This is a genomic window from Pseudomonas sp. Z3-6 (assembly GCF_051131985.1).
Lineage (GTDB): Bacteria > Pseudomonadota > Gammaproteobacteria > Pseudomonadales > Pseudomonadaceae > Aquipseudomonas > Aquipseudomonas zanjanensis.
The window spans coordinates 3,809,957-3,830,589 of sequence record NZ_CP071644.1 but is presented as its reverse complement, the minus strand read 5'-3'; the positions used below and the strand labels follow the sequence as shown (position 1 = coordinate 3,830,589).

The following is a 20,633-nucleotide window of genomic DNA, read 5'->3' as shown; positions in this document are numbered from 1 at the left end:
CCTTGCCCACTTGAACGTCTGGCAAACCGCAGCCTCTGACATTAATGCGGGGCGAGCACGGTTCGCCCATCCATCCATGCACGGAGGAGAGGTTCAATGAAGATTCTAATGGTGCTTACATCCCACGATCAGTTGGGTGACACCGGCAAGAAAACCGGTTTCTGGCTGGAGGAGTTTGCCGCGCCTTATTACGTGTTCGCCGACGCCGAGGCGACGATCACGCTGGCCTCTCCAAAGGGTGGGCAACCACCGCTGGACCCCAAGAGCGACGAAGAGGACGCCCAGACCGCTGCGACCCGTCGCTTCGCCTCTGATACCAGGGCCCAAGCGGCGTTGGCCAACACCGTCCCGCTGGGCGAGGTCGACCCCTATGACTTCGATGCCGTGTTTTATCCCGGAGGCCATGGGCCGCTGTGGGATCTTGCCGAGGACACCGACTCCAAGACGCTCATCGAGGCGTTTTATGCGGCGAATAAACCCATCGCGGCCGTCTGCCATGCGCCAGGTGTGTTCAAGAACGTCAACGCCCCAGACGGCGAACCCGTGGTCAAGGGTAAGAAAGTGACTGGATTCACCAACTCCGAGGAGGAGGCGGTGGGGTTGACTCATGTGGTTCCGTTCCTGGTGGAGGACATGCTCAAGGCCAAGGGCGGTGAGTACTCCAAAGGAGCGGATTGGAGCAGCTATGTGGTTGAGGATGGACACCTGATCACCGGGCAGAACCCCGCCTCATCGGAAGCTGCGGCCAATGCACTGCTCAAGCGATTGGAGGTGGAATAGGCGGGTTGAGTCAGCTTCGCGCAGTGGGCAACTCGGCCGCTGATAACGGGCGGTGGGCACCAAGGACCGTTGACGGCTAATGCCTGCCAGTCAAGCAGCAAACCTGTGGGAACAGATAAGCAGCAACCCTGTGGGAGCAAAGCTTGCTCGCGATTGCGGTAAGCCAGCCGACAACGGTATTGGCGACGCTGCCGCTATCGCGAGCAAGCTTTGCTCCCACAAGATTCATGTCGTTTGTTGCTTGACTGGAAGGCATTAGGGCCTTGATGGCCATTTTTGTTGGTTGGGTCCGGGCATATCCATGAGCAACTCGTCGTTTTCAGGTACAGCCGCTATAGTGCGACCCATACGCCGTCCCCCGGCGCTGACACGGCAGTCACCAGGAAACTTATATGTCGCAAGGCGAGCTCGTTACCCATCCCGAAATCACCCATTTCCAACTCTCTCCCAGCGTCGAGCAGGCGCGTCAACAGATCCCGCCCGCCAAGGACCGATTGGCCCAGCGCAAGCAGGCGGTGCTGAAACCATTCAAGATCGTGCAAGGCTTGTTTTGCGCTTACTTCCTGATCAAATGGGTCGTGGCGGGGCATTACATTGGCGGGCCGCTGCTTGCGGGCCTACTCTGGTGCGTGACATGGATATTCAGCCTGCCGCTGCGGTGGTTCTGGCGCCAGGAAAGCCGTGAGCTGAAACGGGCGGAAGATAACGTCCCGGTCGTTCTGCACAAGACCTGCACTGACTTTCTCGCGGAGCAGGACCTGGGCCCGTATCGCTGGATATCCCGTGGGGAGAACATGCTTGGGCTATTTCCCGAGTCTGCCGTGCTCTACCTCTACTCGGCGGAGTCCGGCCACCAGCACGCTCTGATCGACGCGCCGCGGGTCGTCCGGCAAGTACGGGTCGACGAGCGAACCCAGACCGTTCACACCTCCAAGACCCATACGACCCATAGCGAGCGTCGGCTCTATACCACTCACTATGGTGGCGACATCGATAAGGGCACCTCGGACTCGACCACTTACACTTCAAGTACCACCCACCACTCCTTCACTGTGCAAATCCAGTTCCAGATCGGTTCAGGCACGCCTTGCTGGACGACCTGGTCGTTTGGTAATGATTGGCAGGAAGTCGAAAACTGGCGGCTGCAGATTGCCCAGGCGGCGGGGCTTTAAGGGGCCCGGGCATCTACTCACTGTTCGCGTGGAGCGAGGTGCAAGGCCTGCTCCATGCTCGCCAGTTTGATTTGGGTTTCCTCGTACTCATCGGCCGGTCGAGACCCCTGGACAATCCCGCAGCCTGCGAACAAGTGGCAATGCAAAGGTGTCATCAGCGCCGAACGCAAGGCCACCAGGAAATCGCCGTTGCCCCGGGCGTCCAGCCAACCCACGGGCGCGGCGTACCAGCCCCGGTCGAAGCCCTCGTGCCGGCGAATGAAGCCCATGGCCGTCGCCGCTGGCAAACCTCCAACCGCTGGGGTGGGGTGCAAGGCCTGAATGCCGTCCAGCAAACTACACCCCTCTACAAGCCGGGCGCTGATCGGGCTGCTCAGATGCTGCACCGTGGCCAGTTTCAGCAGTTCGGGTCGGGTGGCCGCTTGCAGGTCGCTGACGATGCCGCTCAAGCCTTGCAGGATGGTCTGCACCACCAGTTGATGTTCATGCAGTTCCTTGGGGTCCGCCAACAAACCTGCGCCCACTTGCTGGTCTTCCTCGGGCGTTGGGGCCCGGCGCGCGCTACCGGCGAGCGCGTGGGTGCTCAGGTGGCCTTCCCGGCAACTGAGCAGCCGTTCCGGGGTGGCGCCCATGAAACAGCTGCCTGCGCGGTGCAAGGCGAACAGATGGGATGAGTTGCGCCGCTCGTGCAGCCGACGCATGACGGCGCCGCTATCGAGGGCGGCGTCCAGCTGATATTCGATATGGCGGGCGAGCACCACTTTGCTCAGCTCGCCGCTGTCGATGGCCTGCAAGGCGTTGGCGACCTTGGCTTGCCACTGGGGCGCGGGCAATGCGGTGCGTTCGATCACCTCCGGGTGCGATGCGAGCGAGCGTGGCGACGCGAAAAGCTGTTGGTGCGCCGCCACGCTGGCGCGCGCCAATGCGGCCGGATCGCTGCCGGGTTCCACCACGCATTGGCAACGCAGCCAGCGGCCGTCGCCGTCCTCGCTGAGCAGCCATTGGGCCAGGTGAAAGCTGGCATCGGCGAACGGCGCCCAATGTGGCGCGCAAGGTTGTTGCGTGTCGAAACGCATGCCGCCCAGCAGCAGCGGTGGATGGGCGCCGTCGATCACCGCGTCGGCACACAGCGCGAACCATTGACGGTTCACCTCGGCCAATCGCTGCGGTCCCGTGGCTTCGATCTGCCAGGCGCAGCCCAGACCGAATAGAGCCAGCCCCGGTGAATGAGCACACCAGAAAAAGCCCTGCTGGAGCGCTTCGTAAAGCGCCAAGGGATCAAGGTTCGGTGCACGGCGCGAACTCACGGCGACAACGGGCCGCTGATGTTTCAGCGCGAGCTGGTGCGCAGCTTCGAACACACCCAGTAAGGCGGCTTCGTTCATACGGCCGCGCTCTTTTTTTGCAGCCAGAACGCCGTTTGCTCCGCGATGTACCAATGGATGACCTGGTTGAACAGGCCCTCGACGAATTCACCGTCCAGCCCCGCCTCCTGCGCCCACTGCCGGCGCTGCGGCAACATCGCCGCGACGCGGTCCGGTGCGGCGATACTGGCCTGGTCGGGCTTGAACGACGAGGCCGCCTTGACGTACTGCATGCGCAGCCCCAGGGCATCGATGATCTGCCGGTCGAGGGTGTCGATGGCGTGGCGAATGTCCGGCAGGCCGGTGCAGTGTTCCGGGATTTTCATACCGAGTCTCCTTGAAGGTAGGCCGTGCGTCGCAGCAAGTGATGGATCACGGGGCGCGGCTGTTGCTTGAGGTAAAAATGATCGCCGTCGAACTGGCGGATATCCGGGGTGTGTTCGCTCAGGTCCGCCCAGGCCCGGGCCTGGTCAAGGCTGACATCGGTGTCGGCCAGGGCCAGCAGTACGTCGATGGGCGCCGCCAAACGGTCAAGCCGCGCCGGTTGCCAGGTTTCGATGGCCTGGTAATCGCTGCGCAGGGTCGGCAGGAACAACCCGCGCAGTTGCGGGTTGCCCCACAGGCTTGTGGCCTCGGCGTCCTGGCGCAGGATGTCGGCGATCAGCGCGGCATCGTCCTGGCGGTGCAGGTCACTGGCTGGTTGCCGGTGCGGTGGCGGGTGGGCCGAGACAAACACATGCTCGGCACCGACGCCCGCCGCCTCCAACTGCACACCGACGGCGTAGGCCAGCGCCGCGCCCATGCTGTGGCCAAACAGCCACAGCGGGCGGGAGGGCAAACTCAAGAGGGCCTGGCTGATGTGTTCAGCCAGGCGGGCCAGGCAGGCAATACGCGTCTCGTTGAACCGTTCTTCACGTCCGGGATATTGCACGGCCAGCAAGTCGATATCCCCCGGCAGGTGCGTCAGCCACGGACGGAAAAAACTCGCGCTGCCTCCGGCGTGGGGCAGGCACACCAGGCGGGCCCGGGGTTGGGCGCCCTCACGCAGCACGCGCAGCCACGGGGACATTTCGCTGCTCATGAGGCCTGCACCTGTTCCGCCAGGGCCTTGCGGTTGACCTTGCCCAGGCGCGTCAGCGGGAACTCGCGCAGCACCTGCAAGCGATCCGGCAATTTGTAGGCGGCCAGTCCACGCTCGCGCAGCCAGGCGTTGATCGTGCCCAGTTCGACCTGTTCGCCATGGGCCAGCACGCAGGCGCAACTGCGCTCACCCAGCAGCTCATCGGCCAAGGCCACCAGGGCGACATCGCGAATCAACGGATGGCCCAGCAACAGATTCTCGATTTCCTCCACCGGAATTTTTTCGCCGCCGCGATTGATCACATCCTTGGTCCGCCCCTCGACAATCAGATGGCCCTCGGGCAAACGCCGCACCAGATCACCGCTGCGGTAAAAACCGTCGGCGGTAAAGGCGCGCAGATTCTGTTCGGCGGCGTTGTAGTAGCCGCGAATGGTGTAGGGGCCGCGCACCAGCAGTTCGCCCACGGCGCCTGGCGCGACCGGCATGTCGTCGCCGTCGACGATGCGGATCTCGTCGTCTGCGGTGAGCGGCAGACCCTGGGTTTCGAAGATGCGCGCTTGCGGGTCATCCAGCGGCGTGAAGCACAGCAACCCTTCGGCCATGCCGTAGACCTGTTGCAGGCCACAGCCCAGGGCCGGGCCGATACGTGCGGCGATCTCGGCCTTGAGTCGCGCGCCACCGACCTGTAACCATTGCAGGCTGCTCAGGTCGCGTTCGGACCATTGCGCCATCTCCAGCCACAGCAGGACCAGCGGCGGGATCAACGCGGTGTGGGTGATGCGTTCGCCTTCGATCAGTTCGAAGGTGGTTTCGGGGCTGGGCTCCGGCGCCAGCACGAGGGTGGCGCCGACACTGAACACCCCGAACGCGCCGGGTGAGGCCAAGGGGAAATTATGGGCCACGGGCAACGCCGCCAGGTAGCGGGTGTGGCTGTCAAAGCCGCAGGCGCGGGCCGCCAGGCGTGCATTGCAGGCGTAATCGTCATGGGTGCGCGGGATCAGCTTGGGCAGGCCGGTGGTGCCGCCGGACAGCAGCAGCACGGCGACTTCCCGTGAATCTGGCGCGGGCAGCGGACGGGGGGCAGCAACGCAGTCGCCCAGGGCGACGAATTCCTCGGCCGCCCCGACCACAAAGACCTGTTGCAGGCTCGGCGCTTGTTTACACAGGGCCCGTGCCAGCGGTCGATAGTCGAAGCCCAGGTGTCGATCGATAATCACATAGGCCACGGCCTGGCTCAGTTGGGCCAAGTGGAGCAGTTCATGTTCGCGATGGGCCGGCAGGGCGAACACCGGAATCACGCCCAGGCGCAACAGGGCGAACGTCAGGCTGAAAAATTCAGCGACGTTGGGCAGTTGCACCAGTACCCGTTGGCCAGCGCGCAAGCCCCGGTCGGCGAGCCCGGCGGCCAAGCGGTCGGCTTGCAGATCGAGCTCGGCGTAACGCCAACGCCGATGGCCGTCCACCAGCGCCTCTTTGTGCGGCGTACGCAGCGCCTGCTCGCGCAACAGTTGGCCCAGCGGCACGCCTTGCCAATAACCGTGTTCGCGATAGCGGCGGACGAAGTCGTCGGGCCAGTCGGTGCATCCATCAAGCATGGCAATCTCCTTGAACGGTCGGGCAACCCAGCAAACGGGCGCCGTGCAGAATCAGCGGGTGCGCCAGGCCGGCGATTCGCACCGCCTGTACGCCGGTGTATTCGGCCGCCTGGATACGCAGCAACGGGTCGTCGCCGGCCAGCAAGCTGAGGGCGGTGTGGTCGGCGGGATGGACGCCCATGTGGATCGCCGCCAGGCCCGTCGCGCCGTTGGGGTGAATCATTTGGGGCGGATGCTGGGCCGGCTCATAGGGCGTAACCAGGAAGGGCAGGCGGTCGTGGCGTGGATAGACGAAACGAAAGCGCGTCTGGCGGCCATCCACACAGGTACGCCGCCAATTCACCGTGCGACCCATGGCCACGCCGCAGCCCGCCAGGCCCTTGAGGCGCGGCGCCAGGGCCGGGGTATCGCACAGCAGCGCCAGGTCGCAGAACCCTTCGCCCTGGGCGGCCCAGCGCAACATCCGCCGCCCGGCGCCACGGCCAGCCAGGCAGTCGATGGGGCACTTGAACAGCCAGGCGTGACGCGGTGTGGTGAGCAACTCGATGATCGGCCCCTGGCTGAACCAGATGTGCGCGTGTTGCGCGCGAGCCTCGGCAGTGGCGTAGGTGACTTCGAAACCGGCGGCGCGAAAGTTCGCCACGGCCTGGTGCAAGTCGCGCACCCACAGCAACACGTGGCTGCAATTGGACAAAGGTTGGGCAGTGTTCAAAACGGCAGCGCTCCGAGCAGTTGGGCGGTGTCGTCACCGCAAGGGGGTTGCACGGCGTCGGCCAGCGCCTGGAGTTCGGCCAGGGGCAGCGCGCGGGGCACGGGCGGCTCGATCAAGGTGGGCATGCCGATCAGGTTGTTCATTTCGCGCCAGGCCATGGACACCTCGGTGGCCCAGACGCCGCTGTGCAGGCGCCGCGAAGGTTCGTCGATGTCGCGGCATAACGCGTCCAGGGCGACGCTGACCGCGTCGGGCCAGACCTGGTTGAACACCTGCCGGTAGCTCAGGGGCACCTGCGGGTCGAGAAGCACCATCGTTGGCCCGGCCAGCCGTTCGCTGCCGGGGCCGGCCATGATCAGCCGGTCAGTGCTGTCCCTCGGCGCGTGCAGGCGCGGGTTCCACAGCACCGGGCCGTGGGTGTCGCCCAGGCTCAGCACCCCGGCTTCGCAGCCGACTTCGAGGCGATGCAGCAGGAACGAGTGGTTGTCCGGGTCCTTGGGGTGCACCTGGTTCTGTATTCGCAAACTGATGGGGACACCGTTGAAACGGGCTTCGAGCCGGGTGAAGGGATGCTCCCCGAGCGTCGGGGCCAGGGCCGCGAACGACCAGGGCCGCAGGCCACCGGCCAGGCGCCCGAGAATATCCAGCAGCGGGTAGGCGACCTGGCTGTTGCAGGCGGCTTCGATGTACGCCAACCCCTGTTGATCGCGCAGGTAGGCGGCCACGGCGAGAAAGCGCCGGATCGCCAGGATATTCGGGTACAGCGTGTTCACCGCATAGGCGGCCTGGCCCTGGCGCGCGGCCTGCATGCACGCGGCGATTTCGCGGTGGTGCACCGGGTGTTCCTGCAACACATGGATGCCGCGGCGCAGAAACTGTTGGGCCAAGTCACCGCCAGCGCCCCCGGTTGCCCCGGAGCGCACCACCACGCAGGCGATATCGACGTCATCCGGCACCTGTTCGACGGCCTCGTACAGCGCCACCCCGTAATGCTCGGCGCAAGCTTTGGAGTAGGCGTTGCCGCGGGACAGGATGCCCACCAGTTGGTAGCGATCATGGGCGCGGGCCAGGGCTTGCAGGTAGATGCGGCCGAACGCGGTGCCGGCCACGATCACGCGTTTGCGGGCAGAGGCGCTGTTCATGGGCAAGTCTCCGGAAGGCGAGCCCACTGGGCCAGCGTGTGGTCGTCGGGCAATTGGTCGAGTAGTTCAAGATCCAAGACCGGTTCTTCGAGGTGCGCGGCCAATGCGGCACGGCTCAGGCGCTGGGTGGGCACCTGGGCGACGAACACGCGATGACCCAGGCGCGCCAGTGGGTGATCGGCGGCGGGCAGGCTGCGGTTGCCCTGGAACCCGCTCCTGGCCAGTGCGGCTTGCCACTGCGTGAGGTTCAGGAAGGTGCTGCTGCTGAGCTGACGCTCATCGTCGGCCTGGTTGAGCATGAAGGCCTGGGAGGCCATCACCCAGAATTCCTCCTGCGTGGGTTCGCTGAATACCAGCCAGCCGCCCGGCTTGAGCAGGACGAGCAGGTTCGCCAGGGCGCGCTCGGTATCGCGAGCGGCGTTAAGCACGCCGCCGGCGACGATCAGGTCCCAGTCCTGGCTGCGGTAACCCTGGGCCAGGGCGGGGCGGTCGATGTCGAACACGCCGTGGCGAACCCACGGCCAGTCGTGCAGGCGCTCGGCGGCCTGCTCGCTGAAATAGCGCGACACGTCGGTGCACAGGTAGTCCACCGAAGCGTTGGCCAAGGCCGGCAACACCGCCTGGGTGGTCGACCCGGTGCCGGCCCCGACTTCGAGCACGCGCAACGGTGCACCGGCGCTCTGGCGTGCGGCCCAGGCCCCGATCCAGTGGGCTACGGTGCGATGCTGGTACTGGGCCGCCAGGCTTTCGCGGTACAACGCCGCCGCGCGTTCGGTGCGTCCTTCGGGAAACAACAGGTGCACCGCCGCGCAGTCGCCACGCATCAACGCCGGTAATTGACGGGCGTTGTCCCGTGCATAGTCGAGGGTGCCGCTGCCGCCAGTGTTGCGCGCCCAGTCCAGGGTCAGTTGCGTCCAGATGCCTTCGAGGGCTTCGTCGCTCCAGGCGCTGGCGTCAAGGGTCGGGTGCAGTCGGGTGCCTTCGCGGCGCAACAGCCCTTGCCCCTGCAACACGTCGAGCCAGCGCGCGATCAATGGCCGATGACCCGGCGCGATGCCCCCATGGGCCAACCCCTGGGCGACATCGTTCAACGGGGCGGGCAACAGACCACAATGGTCCAGGCCGTTGAGCATCGACAGCAACGCGGCGTGGCCCAGCCGATCATTGAGCCGTACCGCTTCGACGAGTTGCTCGCTGGAAAACTGCAGGTCGAGGGCCGCTTCGGTCGCATCGAGGTGATCCTCGACCCAGGCGGCCTCGCAAGGGTGAGGCACGGCGAACAAGGTCTGGCCGTGCAGCGCGACACTACTCACGTCGGGATGCCCGAGGGCCCGCTCGCGCCAGCGTTGATGTTCGAGCTTGACGCTGGCCAGGTCGCGCCATTCGCCGAGGGCATCCGTAAACCCCTGGACGCCGCAATTAAGCTGTGCCGCCGCCCGCTCGGCCAGTTGCCAGTCGCCCGGTTGCGCCGTGATGAACAGCACCTGTTCCAGGTAGCTCAGGTCGGTCAATGGCAACGCTGGAAAGTCCAGCAGCCGTTCCAGCTGTTCGGCGTTCATGACCGCCACGGCGGGGCGTTGGCGTTCGATCACTGCCAACAGGCGTGCCGGGGAGCGCTGATGTATGCCCAGGTCCGTCAGGGCCGGTAAATGCCAGGGAAATGCGCCGGCGGGTAGCTCGATCAGCAGGATGTCAACGTGCAGCGTCATCATGAAACTCCTACGGCGTGAAACAAACGTTGCCCGGCGGCCGCCAGCGGGTCGCTGGCCGCGGGCCAAACTTCGAGTAATTGGAAACCCTGGGCCTGCAAGGCCTGGCGCCATGCATCAGGCGGGATGAACACTTCATCGGCACTGCGCAACGGCGCACCGGCGGGCGGCGACAGCAGCAGGTGCATGAAGGTCAGCATCGCCGGGTTGTCCGCGATGGACTCACTGAACAACAAGCGCCCGCCGTCCCGCAGGCAGGCGCGTATCTGTCCGAGGCTGCGGGGCAAGTCGCGGGCGTTGTGCAGGACGTTGCCCGCGACCACCAGGTCCTGGCTGCGGGCCTCGATGCCTTGCTCGGCGAAGTCCCGGTCCAGGTCGAGCAAACCGACGTGCATCCCCGGTTCCAGGCGGAACTCACGCTGGGCCGCCCCGGTGAAAAGCGAACTGATGTCGGTAAAGCGATAGTCCTTTTCCCGCGCTTGCAACGCTGCCAGCACGGCGCGGGTGGTGCAGGCAGCACCACCGCCCAACTCCAGCACCCGCAGTACATCGCCGAGGGCACGGACTTCGCTTGCCCGTGCGGCGAGGGCTCGATTGATCGCAGCGGTGAAGTGGTTGCGCTGGTAGGCGCCCAGCACCGCGACGGGGTCACCCGATTGCACCAGCAACGGTGCCAAGGCGAGTTGGTCGCGCAACAGGTTGGGCAGGCACTCGATGACCTGGCGGTGCAGGGGCGCCATGCTGGCCGGGAAGCCCAGTTCGGCGTACAGCCCGGGCAAATTTTCTACCGCGGCCGGGGGTGGCGTGCCTTGCCAGGCGAGGCGTCCGGCGTCTTCGCGCAGCGCACCGGCGTGGGTCAGCGCCGCCAGCCAGCGCCGCACGATCCAGGCATGGCGGGGCGCCGTGCCCAAGGCCTGGTTGATCTGCCCGGCGCCGCGCCAGGCCTGCACCGGCAAAGCCTGGGTGTGCAGCAACACTTGGGCCATTACCCCCAGGCTCACGTCTTCGAGTTCATTCAGGGCGCTGTTCATAGGCAACCTTCTTCAACGGTGTGCAGGTGATCGAGCGGGCCGGGCAGCAGGTTCAGGGCACGGATCGCCGAGGTGCGTTGCAGGCGTTCAAGGCTGGCGGCGGGTGGCAACACCTGGGCGGCGTAATGGCAGCCGGTGCTGATCTCATCGTTCGCCACGCTGACCACCGTGGCGGCGGCCATTGCTCCAGTCAGCGCCGCGTTGCCTGCGCCGCTGAGCACCAGGCTGCGGGTGCGTGCCTGGCCGTCCCACACCCCGTCGAGTTGCAGCAGCAACGTGACGAAAGGGGCCTGGCCGCTGAGGTCCAGCCGGCTGGCCTCGCACAACCGCTGCACCGCATCGGCGCGCGACAGGCCGTGGGCCAGGTCCAGGGCCTTGAGCACATGTCCGTCGGTGATCACGTTGAACCAATGGCCGACGTCCAGGCGCAGGTCCATGGCCAGGCATTCGCCTTCCCGATTCAAATAGGGCAGCAAGTGAACCTGGCCGGGGAAACACGGCAGCAGCACATCCCGGCTGCGGCGCAGCGCCCGACTGCAACGACCATTGCGCCAGGCCGCCAGGGGTTCGCTGGTGCCGTCCACCGCCCCTTGCAGGAAGTCGTCGGCGGCCACGGCGGTGAATTGGTCACGCAGGCCGAAATAGCTGGTCAGTCCCTGGACTCCAGAGAAAGCCTGCTGGGCCAGCCAACGGGGCAGCAAGCCGGTAAGCCCTGGTTGCAGGCCGGCTCCGAGGACGGCGCAACGGTGGTGCCACTGGCTCGGCTCAAGTGTCACCTCACCGGCGGCATCCACGTAGTGCGCATCGGTTTGCAACGCCGCCCGGGCGGCCCGATCTTCCAATCGCCAAGAAGGACCGGCGCAGTTGAGCATTACGTCGCAGCCATGGGCGAACCCGGCCAGGGCAGCCGCATCATTGAAGTCCACCGCGGTCCAGTGCAGGCGCGCGTCGGGCCATTGCTGCTGGAGCGATGCCAGGCAGCGGGCCCCGTTGCGGGCGTCACGCCCGCCCAGGCGCAGTTCGTTCACACCCAAGCTCAACAGCGCCCGAGCGCTGGCCAGACCGACATCGCCACTGGCACCCAGCACCCCGATCAGCATGGCTGGGCCTGCGCATTCAGGCGCCAGCCGCCGGCACGTTGGCGATCACGCCAGAACCCGGCGTAACGCCCATCGAGGGCCAGCAGTTGCGAGTGAGTGCCTGATTCCACCAGGCGGCCCTGGTCCAGCACCAGAATCTGCTCGGCGGCCATGATGGTCGACAGGCGATGGGCGATGACCAATACGGTCGAGCTTTGCTTCAGGCTACGAATCGCCGCTTGTACAAAGGCTTCGTTCTGGGGATCCAGGGCGGCAGTGGCTTCATCCAGCAGCACGATTGGGGCGCGCTTGAGCAAGGCCCTGGCCAGGGACACCCGCTGGCGTTCCCCGCCGGACAGTGAAGCGCCGCCTTCTCCCACCGGGGTGCGCCAGCCCTGGGGCAGGCGCGCGACGATTTCATCGACGCCGGCCAGTCGCGCCGCTTCAGCCACCTGCTGCGCACTGGCGTCCGGCCTGCCGACACGGATGTTGGCTTCGAGGCTGTCGTCGAACAGGTAGACGTCCTGCATCACCAGCGACAATTGCGCCATCAAGGCTTCGTTGGACAGTTCGCGCACATCGACGCCGCCGACCTTGACGCTGCCCTGGGTCGCATCGAAAAACCGCATGAGCAGACGCGTGACGGTGGTCTTGCCCGAGCCCGAGGCGCCGACAATCGCCGTCATCGAATGGGCCGGTGCAGTGAAGGTGAGGTCGCGCAGCACCGTCGGGCCGCTGGCGTAGGCGAAGCTGACGTGTTCGAAGGCAAAGCTGCCGGGGGCGGTCAACGGCTGACTGACAGCGGGTTGCGGCAATGGCGACTCGCGCAGGATGCCGACCAGTTGCTCCAGGTCATTACCGGCCATGCGCAGCAGGCCGCTGCGCGCCGCCGCCTCGGCCAGTGGCCCGACAAAACGGGCCGCCAGGGCCAGCAACGCGACCAACTGAATGGCGTCGATATCACCGTGGACGGCCAGGGCGACGCCCACGCCCACCAGCAGCGCAAAGGCTAATTGCACGGTCAGGCCGCCGGCCAGCAGTTTCGGAAAGGTCTGGGCCAACATCGAACCACCGGCCTGTTTCTGCGCCAGATTGGCTGCCTGCAAGGGCGCGTAGCCGTCCTGGGTCCGGCCAAAGGCGCGCAGCACTTGCTGGTAGCGGGCGAACTCGACCACGCGGTTACCGGCCATGGTCGCGGCGGCTTCGACCCGGGCGTCGTTATTGCCGATGGCGGCAGCGGACCAGTGGTGGGTGAAGTAGATCAGCGGCGCGCACAGCACGGCGGTCAGGCCCAGGCGCCAGTCGAAGATGAACAAGGTCAGCGCGACCGTGGCCGGCACCACCACTCCGGACACCACCGGTCCCAGGTAATGGGCGAACAGGCCGGTAACCATCAACGTGCCGCTGGTGGCACTGCGCGACAGGCGGCCGATTTTTTCCGAATTGAACCAGCCCAGGGGCAGGCTGGCCAGGTGTTGGCCGAGGCGATCATGCAGGGTGGTCAGCACCACCAGCGCCAGGGCAAAGCCCTTCATCGCCTGCTGGTAATGGGCGATGCAGGTCAGCACGGCCATCGCCGCCAGGCCGGCCAGCCAAGCCAGCGCCGTAGCTGGGTCACCGGCAAACAGCGCGTGCAGGATCGGCACCAGGAAAGCCACGGCCAGGCCTTGCAGCACGGCGCTGGTCACCAGCCACGCGAGGTATCGGTAAAGGCGGGCGGCATGGGCCGGCCCCAGTAACGTGACAAGACTGCGGATCACAGGGACATCTCCAACTCGGGGACGGGGTGCTTGGCGCCGGCGCGCCACAGCTGGGCATAGGCGCCGTTGGCTTGGAGCAGGGATTCATGGCGACCGCTTTCAAGCACGCGGCCCTGATCGAGGACGACGATCTGGTCCACGCCGCTGATGCTGGCCAGGCGGTGGGCGATCACCAGCACCGTACGGCCCCGGGCCAGGGCCGACAGGGCGTCCTGGATCAACGCTTCGGATTCGGGGTCGGCGTGGGAAGTGGCCTCGTCGAGGATCAGCACCGGCGTGTCGGCCAGCAGCGTGCGGGCGATGGACAGGCGTTGCGCTTCACCGCCAGAGAGAACCGCATCCTCGCCGATCACCGACTGATAGCCACGGGGCAGGGCCTCGATGCGCAGGTGAATCTGCGCCGAGCGGGCCGCCATCTCCACCTCCGCGTCGCTGGCCTCGGGGCGGCCCAGGCGCAGGTTGTCGGCCACTGTCCCGTGCACCAGTTGCGCGTCCTGCAAGACGAAACCGACCTGTCGATACAACTGGCGCGGATCGATGTCCCGCACATCGACACCGCCCACCCGCACGCAGCCAGCCTTGACGTCGTGAAAGCGCGGCACCAGTTTGGCCAGGGTCGACTTGCCCGCGCCGGACGCGCCGACCAGGGCGGTCACGCTGCCAGCCGGACAGTGCAGGTCGACACCGTTGAGGATCGGGTGCTCGGGGTGGTAGCCGAACTGCACGTGTTCAAAGGTGATGTCACTGCCCTGGGGCTGCTTGCCGACTTTCGGCGCGGGCAGTTCTTCGACCTTGAGCAGTACTTCGATGCGGTCGGCGGCCGCCAGGGCGGTGCGTTGGGCGGTCAGGCTTTGATTGATCACCAACAGCGACTGCGGAATCACCACCGCCACCAAGGTCTCGGCGAACAATTGCAGCGGCGTGATCCAGCCTTTGGCCAACAACAAGCTGCCCACCCCCAGGCTCACCAGCAGAATCACCGGGACGCTCAAGGCCATCGAGGACAACGCCTCCAGGCGCAGCAGCGGCTTGACCCAACCGGCGTATTGCTCGCTGAACTGGTTGACCGCCTGCTGATAGCTGCGATGGGCCTGGCCCACCTGGCCGAACGCCTTGACCACGGCAATGCCGTGGACAAACTCGACGATGGCGGCGCTGACCCGGCTCATGCTCTTGTCCAGCAACTGCATTTTCCCGCCGAAGCCGCGCATCATCAGGGCGTAGGCCAGCGCATACACCGGCAAGGTCAGTACCGCCAGCAGCGCCAGGCGCCAGTTCAGCGTGACCAGCCACACCAACCCCGCCACGGGCGTGACGATGGCTGCGGTAAGTTCCACCGCGTGATGGGCGACCAGGTGGTGCAGGTCTTCCAGATCGTCCTGCACCACTTTGCGCACCGCGCCCGAGGTGGTGTCGGTGTACCAACCCAGGGGCACGCGCCCCAGCTTGCGCACCATGGCTTCGCGCAGGCTGGCTTGCAGGCGGTGGTCCGCCAGATGGGTCAACCACAGGGCCACGCCGTTGGCCACCCAGCCCAGGCTCAAGGCGATCACCACCAGCGCCGCCCAACGCCACAAGGCTTGAGTGTCGACGCCACCGGCCAGCAGCAACCGGCCCAGCTCGGTCAGGCCGATGAAGGGCACCAGGTTGACCAGTGCGCCGACCGCGGCAAACGCTACGCCTAAGTGAATCAGGCGGTTGACCGGACGTTTCAGGGTATCCAGAGCGGTGGTCATGAGTTTTTCCGTAGGGCGTCCAGCAGGTGCGCGGTGACGGTGTGGACGTGAGGCGGTTCGATCACGCTGAAGTGATTGCCCGGCACATCGATCAAGTCGAATCGTCCCAGGCACGCGTCTTCCCAGAACGGTGCCGCCAGGTGGCCAACGCCGCCGGTGATGCCGAACGATTGCTGCTCCAGGCAGCGCAGGTAGGTCATGTTGCCGAGGAACGGCGGCGGGTCGAACCGTGCCGCGCGCATGCTGTGGCGGCAGACGCGGAACAACGTCGGCACCAGCTCCGGGCCGATGGGCACCCCGGCCTGGCCCGACGCCAGGCGCGCATATTCGGCCAGGCGTTGTTCCTGGCTGCGCGCCGATTGTTGTCTCACCGCCAGCGCCAGGGCTTCAAGGCCCGGGTCGCCGCTCAAGGCGGCCATGGCCCCGGCGGGCACGCGGCGATTGTCACGGGCCATCAGCAGATCGATGGCGCGGTACACGTCATAGTCTTCGATGTGCGGGCCGAACACGGTTTTCACCGGATCCAGGTTCAGGTTGGGCACGAAGATCGCCTCGTAGGCCAGCTCTTCGTCGGTGTCGATGAACATCGGAATGCTGTCGATCAGGCTCAGGTCCACCACGTCCATGCCCCGTTCGAGCAGACGCCGGGCGACCTCGGTGGCGAGCAGCCCGCCCAGGCAGTAACCAATCAGCTGGAAGCGCTGGTGACCGTCGGCGATCAAGCGTTCTGCGTAATCCTGGGCCACGCTTTCGATCAGGCGCTTGGGCTCCAGGGCCAGGTAACGCTCGGTGTCGGCCACGGCAAAGCCGATCACCGGGCCGGCCTGTTGCTCGGCCAGGGCGCGCCCCAAATGCTGGAAGTAATCCAAGGTGCCGAGGGCGGCGTGGAACATCACCCGCACCGGGCCGACCTCGCCACCGCCAAACGGCACCACCAACGCATTGCTGCTGGAGGAACGCTGGGCTTCGCCGCCCGCCGCCGTGGGCGCTGGCGCGGCTTCGCCGTGGTTGAGCAGGCGCGCCAGGGCGGTGACATTCGGCTCGTTGAGCATCTGCCGCAGCAGTGTGTCGTAACTCAAGGCCTGGGCCTGGGGCAGTTGTTCACGCAGTTGACCGGCGACACGGGCGAGGATCAGTGAGTCGGCGCCTTTTTCGTAGAAGCTGTCGTCGACGCCAATTTGCGTCAATCCCAAGGCCTCGGCCCACAGCCGGCACAGCTCGGCGGTGAGGGGATCGGTCGGCGTCGCCTGGCCCGCGGACACGTGGGCATCAACGGCGGGGCGCAAGCCGGCCAGGGTCTTGCGGTCGACCTTGCCATTGGCGGTCAATGGCAAGCGGTCGAGCACTTGCAGGTGCGCCGGCAGCATGTATTCGGGCAAGCGTTGGGCCAGGGCGCGGCGCAGGCTGTCGACGTCCAGGCGCTGGAACCCGGCCTTGAAACGGGCGGCGAACACCTGCATGCCGAGGGCCGCCAGCGGGTGATCGGCCTGGGGCAGGGCGGGCAGGCATTCACCGCCCAACGCCCGGATCCGCGCCTGCCAGGTCTGTGCGTCGCGCAAACCGCTACGGCCCAGGTCGTGGTCGTCGTTGACCGGGGTCATCATGAAGCCCTGGGTCAACAGGATCGGCGGCCATTCGCCGGTGGGTTCGCTGAACACCAACCAGCCCCCGGGGCTGAGCAGCTCGGTGATTTGGCCGAGGGCTTTGTCGATGTCCTTGACGCTGTTGAGCATGCCGGCACACAACACGACATCGACGCTGTTGCTGGCCAGCCCTTGGGGCCGGATGTCCTGGTCGATGTCCAGCACGCCGTAGCGCACCCAGGCGTGCTCGGCAAACCGTTGCTTGGCCGCCGGCAAGAAAAAAGCGGTCATGTCGGTGAACAGGTAATCGACGTCCAGGCCATCGAGCAGCCCGATCACTGGCGCGCTGGTGGCCCCGGTGCCGGCGCCGATCTCCAGGATGCGCAGCGGCCCGTCGCCGTCATGGTGGGTGGCGAGGCGGTTGATCAGCGCCGCGATGCTGTGATTGTTGTAGCGCGAGACGGCGTCCCCGCCGTACAGCTGCAATGCCAGGTCCTGTTGGCCTTGGGGAAACAGCAGGTCGAACGGGTTGACCTCGCCCTTGAGCAACGGCGGCAAATGCCAAACATGGTTGAGTTGGTAGTCGAACAGCGCCTGGCTGCACAGCCCAGAGGCGACGGCCTGTTCCACCCGGCCCCAGGCCAGCGCCGGCTCGGGTGCCGGTTGCGCCAGGCGATAGCGCGATTGTTCGAGTTGCAGCAGGCCCGCCTCGCACAGCTCGCCCAACCAGCGGCGCACCAGCCAGTGGTGGCGCGGCTGTGCCTGCAACGCCTGGAGAATGGCCGGGGCATCGGGTTCGGCCAGCTCGCCGCTGAACAAGCCGGCCTTGAGCATCACCTCCAGCATCGAGCTCAGCGCCGCGGCACTCAGGTCTGCCTGGTAATCACCGACCTGTTGGGCGTCAAAGGCGCCGACCTGGTTGTCGGCATAACGATTGATCGTCGTGAGCAAGGACGCGTCCGGCAACGGTGTTGGCGATGTCCGCGCGGCAGTGACGAAGGCCAGCAGGCTGCGCTCTCCGGTGGCTTCGCCGGTGACCAGGCTGATTGCGTTGTCCACGCCGGGGATGGCGAGCAATGCGGCGTCGATTTCGCCCAGTTCAACGCGATGCCCACGGATTTTCACTTGGCCGTCTTCACGGCCGAGGAACTCCAGTTCGCCGCCGGGCAGGTAGCGACCCCGATCACCGGTGCGATACAGGCGCTGGCCGTCCACGGGATGGGCGAAGAACCGCGCGTCGCTCAGTGCCTGGTCGCCAAGGTAACCGTTGGCCAGGCCGACACCTGTGATGTACAGGTCGCCAGGCACCCAGGTCGGGGCGTCGCGCCATTGGCTGTCTAGCACGCGAAAGCCCTGGTTGGCCAAGGGCAGGCCATAGGGAATGCTGCGCCACGCCGGGTCAATCTCGTCGATCAGGTGCAGGTTGGACCAGATCGAGGCTTCGGTCGCGCCACCGAGACCCACCAGGGCCAGGCCAGGCAAGAGTTGTTGGAGTTGCGGCGGCAGGTTCAGCGGGATCCAGTCACCGGACAACAACGCCAGGCGCAGGCTGTCCAGTGGCCGGGGCTCGGCCTGCAGGTAGTGGGCGAGCATGTGCAGTTGCGCAGGCACCGAGTTCCACAGCGTCACCTGATGCTGCTGCACCAGTTCGGCCCAGTGCGACGGGTCGGCGCCGCGTGCCGGGTCGGGCAGTACCAAGGCGCCGCCCACGGCGAGAGGTCCGAAGAGGTCGTACACCGACAGGTCGAAACTCAACTGTGCCAACCCCAGCACGCGATCCTTGGCGTTGACTTGAAAACGCCGGTTGATGTCTTGCACGGTATTGAGGGCGGCGCGATGGCTGATCATCACGCCTTTGGGGTCCCCCGTGGAACCGGAGGTGAAGATCACGTAGGCGAGGTCATCGGGGTTGCTGTCAACCGCTTGGAAGTCGGCCGCTGCCGGCGCCAGTCGATCCATGGCATGCCAGTGCAACCCATCCGGCAGCGGCGTATCGGGCAGGCTCTGGGACTGGCCAAGTACATGACGCACCTGGGCGCTGCGCAGCACGCGGTCGCGGCGGGCGGCCGGGGCATTGCTATCGAGTGGCAGGTAGGCGGCCCCGGCAAGTAATACACCGTAGGCCGCTACGACCTGGTCGAGGCCTTTGGGCATGAGGATCGCCACCGGTTCCTGGGCGGCGCAACCGGCCTGGCACAGGGTGGCAGCGACGGCCAAGGCGCGTTCGACGAGCGCGGCATAGGTCAGGCTGCCGTTGGCGTCGATCACCGCCAGCGCTTGCGGATGTGCCTTGGCCATGACCAGCAGACCGTCGTGCAAGCGACCGGTGGGCAGCGGCGCGGCGGTGGCATTCGCCGCCAGGCGCTCACGCTGCTGCCAGGCCGGCAGCGGCACCTGCATGGGTTGTTCCCAGGCAACCGGGTCCAGGGCCAATCGCTGCAGCTGCGCCAGGAACGCCTGCTGCATGTCGTTGACCAAGCCGTCGGGGAACACGCCTTGGCGAACGTCCCAATGGACGTGCAAACCGTGGTGGTCATCCATCACCTGGCAGTCGAGGGTGACTTGCGGGGTCTGGGTAATGCCGTGGCCCACCCGGCGCTGGCTGGCCGCCAGGGGTTCGATCGCCAGGCCGATGGCGCTGGTGAACACCACCGGCATGGCCGCGGCTTCACGGCCACGCCGACGGCCGATTTCACGCATCACTTCAATGCCGGAAAACAGCCGGTGCTCCAGGTCGGCAAACAATTGGCCGCCCAGTTGCCGGGCCTGCTGGGTGAAGTCCTGGCCTTGCGGATCGTTGACCTGGAGCAGGCTCACGGAGGTGAAGTCCCCCACCAGCCGATCCACTTGCGGGTGCAGTGGCAAGCGGTTGAGCAGCGTCAGGTTGAGGCTGAAGGCAGGGCGCTGGCTCCAGCGTTGCAAGGTTCCGACGTAGGTGGCGAGGACCGCAATGGAAGGCGTCAGGCCGCGTTCGTTGGCGGCTTTTTTCAGGGCGTTCCATTGCTGCTGATCGAGCTGGGCCGAATGCCGCTGGAAGCGCGGCGATGCCGTGTCTTCACCGCTCAGGGGCGCCGGCAGTTGCGGCGCGGCGGGCAAGTCATCGACGCGCCCCAGCCAATACTCACGGTCGCGTTGGTGGCGGCTGCCTTCGAGCAAGCCACGCTCCGCCAGCAGGTAGTCGCGGAAGGTGATGTCCAGGGGCGGCAGGGGGGCCTGGGGATCGTCCAGCAACTGTTCCAACTCGTTGAACAGCAACTGTGCGCTGGCCCAGTCGGCGATCAGCGAATCCATGGAGAAATGCAGGGTGTCGCCGCTGTCGCTGCGGCTCATGCGCAATTCGAACAGCGGCCATTGATCGGTGGGGTAGAGCTTCTGTTCCATGGCCTGGCGGATCTGCTGCACGCCGTGCCGGTGCTGTTCAGCCGTGGCGCCGCGCAAGTCCGCGACGGCCAGCGAGTAGTGGGCAACATTGGCCAGGACGCATTGGGAACCCTCGCTGGCGATCACCGCGCGCAGCATGTCGTGACGCTCAATCAGATGGTTCCACGCCTGTTCCACCTGCTGCGGATCGAGCCGCGGCCAACTCAGTTCCAGATAACCGTGACAGGCGACGTTGCCGTAGCCAAAGGAAGATTGGCGGCCCAGGAGGTAAGCGTTCTGCACGTCGGTGAGCGGGAAGGGCGCGTGGTGGTTCGCCGGGTCAGCCTGTACCAGTGGCCGTTCCTGTGCTTCGAGCAGGTGCAGGATCTGTTCTTTGTGCTCGCGTAGTTGTGCCAGGCGCTCGGCATTGAGCAGGCCTTGGGGTGCGCGGAATTTCAATTGTCCGTCCTGGGGCCAGAGTTCGACGCCCAGGGACTTGAGTTCACTTAGCAGTTTGGCGGCGGGCATG

14 protein-coding genes are annotated in these 20,633 nt (G+C 66.0%); 2 read left to right on the top strand and 12 right to left on the bottom strand.

The window, feature by feature from the left end; translation table 11 throughout:
• The first annotated feature begins 96 nt into the window (after window positions 1-96).
• Together J3P88_RS17010 and J3P88_RS17005 are read left to right on the top strand one after the other, a co-directional pair.
• A complete protein-coding gene (locus J3P88_RS17010) occupies window positions 97-780 on the top strand; it encodes a type 1 glutamine amidotransferase domain-containing protein (RefSeq protein ID WP_434570451.1) in 684 nt (227 codons plus the stop codon).
• A gap of 392 nt (window positions 781-1,172) precedes the next feature.
• Complete coding sequence (locus J3P88_RS17005; protein WP_434570449.1) at window positions 1,173-1,952, top strand: hypothetical protein; 780 nt, start codon at window positions 1,173-1,175, stop codon at window positions 1,950-1,952.
• A gap of 17 nt (window positions 1,953-1,969) precedes the next feature.
• On the opposite strand, the gene J3P88_RS17000 is transcribed toward J3P88_RS17005, so the two are convergent.
• Genes J3P88_RS17000 through J3P88_RS16945 form a run of 12 tightly spaced genes read right to left on the bottom strand, consistent with a single transcriptional unit; the run spans window position 1,970 to window position 20,632 of the window.
• Window positions 1,970-3,337 carry an isochorismate synthase gene (locus tag J3P88_RS17000; protein ID WP_434570447.1) on the bottom strand — a complete coding sequence of 456 codons (1,368 nt, stop codon included), beginning with the start codon at window positions 3,335-3,337 and terminating at the stop codon, window positions 1,970-1,972.
• Window positions 3,334-3,642: an isochorismate lyase gene (locus J3P88_RS16995; protein WP_434570445.1), complete on the bottom strand. Its 309-nt coding sequence runs from the start codon at window positions 3,640-3,642 to the stop codon at window positions 3,334-3,336. Before J3P88_RS16995 ends, J3P88_RS17000 begins: the two co-directional genes overlap by 4 nt.
• Entirely contained in the window at window positions 3,639-4,397 is a 759-nt protein-coding gene (locus J3P88_RS16990) for a thioesterase II family protein (protein ID WP_434570443.1), read from the bottom strand. The genes J3P88_RS16995 and J3P88_RS16990 overlap by 4 nt, the downstream gene beginning before the upstream one ends.
• Complete coding sequence (locus tag J3P88_RS16985) at window positions 4,394-5,992, bottom strand: (2,3-dihydroxybenzoyl)adenylate synthase (RefSeq protein WP_434570442.1); 1,599 nt, start codon at window positions 5,990-5,992, stop codon at window positions 4,394-4,396. The genes J3P88_RS16990 and J3P88_RS16985 overlap by 4 nt, the downstream gene beginning before the upstream one ends.
• Window positions 5,985-6,704, bottom strand: a complete 720-nt coding sequence (locus J3P88_RS16980) for a VOC family protein (protein ID WP_434570440.1) — start codon at window positions 6,702-6,704, stop codon at window positions 5,985-5,987. The genes J3P88_RS16985 and J3P88_RS16980 overlap by 8 nt, the downstream gene beginning before the upstream one ends.
• The gene (locus J3P88_RS16975; RefSeq protein WP_434570438.1) at window positions 6,701-7,846 is read right to left on the bottom strand and encodes a Gfo/Idh/MocA family oxidoreductase; all 1,146 of its coding nucleotides are present in this window, start codon (window positions 7,844-7,846) and stop codon (window positions 6,701-6,703) included. The genes J3P88_RS16980 and J3P88_RS16975 overlap by 4 nt, the downstream gene beginning before the upstream one ends.
• Window positions 7,843-9,555 carry a class I SAM-dependent methyltransferase gene (locus J3P88_RS16970; RefSeq protein WP_434570436.1) on the bottom strand — a complete coding sequence of 571 codons (1,713 nt, stop codon included), beginning with the start codon at window positions 9,553-9,555 and terminating at the stop codon, window positions 7,843-7,845. Before J3P88_RS16970 ends, J3P88_RS16975 begins: the two co-directional genes overlap by 4 nt.
• Window positions 9,555-10,586 (bottom strand): class I SAM-dependent methyltransferase, encoded by a 1,032-nt coding sequence (locus tag J3P88_RS16965; RefSeq protein WP_434570434.1) that lies wholly within the window; start codon window positions 10,584-10,586, stop codon window positions 9,555-9,557. Before J3P88_RS16965 ends, J3P88_RS16970 begins: the two co-directional genes overlap by 1 nt.
• Window positions 10,583-11,686 carry a saccharopine dehydrogenase NADP-binding domain-containing protein gene (locus J3P88_RS16960; RefSeq protein ID WP_434570432.1) on the bottom strand — a complete coding sequence of 368 codons (1,104 nt, stop codon included), beginning with the start codon at window positions 11,684-11,686 and terminating at the stop codon, window positions 10,583-10,585. The genes J3P88_RS16965 and J3P88_RS16960 overlap by 4 nt, the downstream gene beginning before the upstream one ends.
• Window positions 11,680-13,425, bottom strand: a complete 1,746-nt coding sequence (locus J3P88_RS16955; protein ID WP_434570430.1) for an ABC transporter ATP-binding protein — start codon at window positions 13,423-13,425, stop codon at window positions 11,680-11,682. Before J3P88_RS16955 ends, J3P88_RS16960 begins: the two co-directional genes overlap by 7 nt.
• The gene (locus tag J3P88_RS16950) at window positions 13,422-15,161 is read right to left on the bottom strand and encodes an ABC transporter ATP-binding protein (RefSeq protein WP_434570428.1); all 1,740 of its coding nucleotides are present in this window, start codon (window positions 15,159-15,161) and stop codon (window positions 13,422-13,424) included. The genes J3P88_RS16955 and J3P88_RS16950 overlap by 4 nt, the downstream gene beginning before the upstream one ends.
• On the bottom strand, window positions 15,158-20,632 hold the full coding sequence (locus tag J3P88_RS16945) for an amino acid adenylation domain-containing protein (protein ID WP_434570426.1): 5,475 nt from the start codon (window positions 20,630-20,632) through the stop codon (window positions 15,158-15,160). The genes J3P88_RS16950 and J3P88_RS16945 overlap by 4 nt, the downstream gene beginning before the upstream one ends.
• Between the last annotated feature and the right edge of the window lies 1 nt (window position 20,633).

Coding starts and splice junctions, on each gene's coding strand:
- J3P88_RS16970 (WP_434570436.1), bottom strand. CDS start 9,555: ATGACGCTGCACGTTGACATCCTGCTGATCGAGCTACCCGCCGGCGCA.
- J3P88_RS17000 (WP_434570447.1), bottom strand. CDS start 3,337: ATGAACGAAGCCGCCTTACTGGGTGTGTTCGAAGCTGCGCACCAGCTC.
- J3P88_RS16950 (WP_434570428.1), bottom strand. CDS start 15,161: ATGACCACCGCTCTGGATACCCTGAAACGTCCGGTCAACCGCCTGATT.
- J3P88_RS16960 (WP_434570432.1), bottom strand. CDS start 11,686: ATGCTGATCGGGGTGCTGGGTGCCAGTGGCGATGTCGGTCTGGCCAGC.
- J3P88_RS16985 (WP_434570442.1), bottom strand. CDS start 5,992: ATGCTTGATGGATGCACCGACTGGCCCGACGACTTCGTCCGCCGCTAT.
- J3P88_RS16995 (WP_434570445.1), bottom strand. CDS start 3,642: ATGAAAATCCCGGAACACTGCACCGGCCTGCCGGACATTCGCCACGCC.
- J3P88_RS17005 (WP_434570449.1), top strand. CDS start 1,173: ATGTCGCAAGGCGAGCTCGTTACCCATCCCGAAATCACCCATTTCCAA.
- J3P88_RS16975 (WP_434570438.1), bottom strand. CDS start 7,846: ATGAACAGCGCCTCTGCCCGCAAACGCGTGATCGTGGCCGGCACCGCG.
- J3P88_RS16945 (WP_434570426.1), bottom strand. CDS start 20,632: ATGCCCGCCGCCAAACTGCTAAGTGAACTCAAGTCCCTGGGCGTCGAA.
- J3P88_RS16990 (WP_434570443.1), bottom strand. CDS start 4,397: ATGAGCAGCGAAATGTCCCCGTGGCTGCGCGTGCTGCGTGAGGGCGCC.
- J3P88_RS17010 (WP_434570451.1), top strand. CDS start 97: ATGAAGATTCTAATGGTGCTTACATCCCACGATCAGTTGGGTGACACC.
- J3P88_RS16965 (WP_434570434.1), bottom strand. CDS start 10,586: ATGAACAGCGCCCTGAATGAACTCGAAGACGTGAGCCTGGGGGTAATG.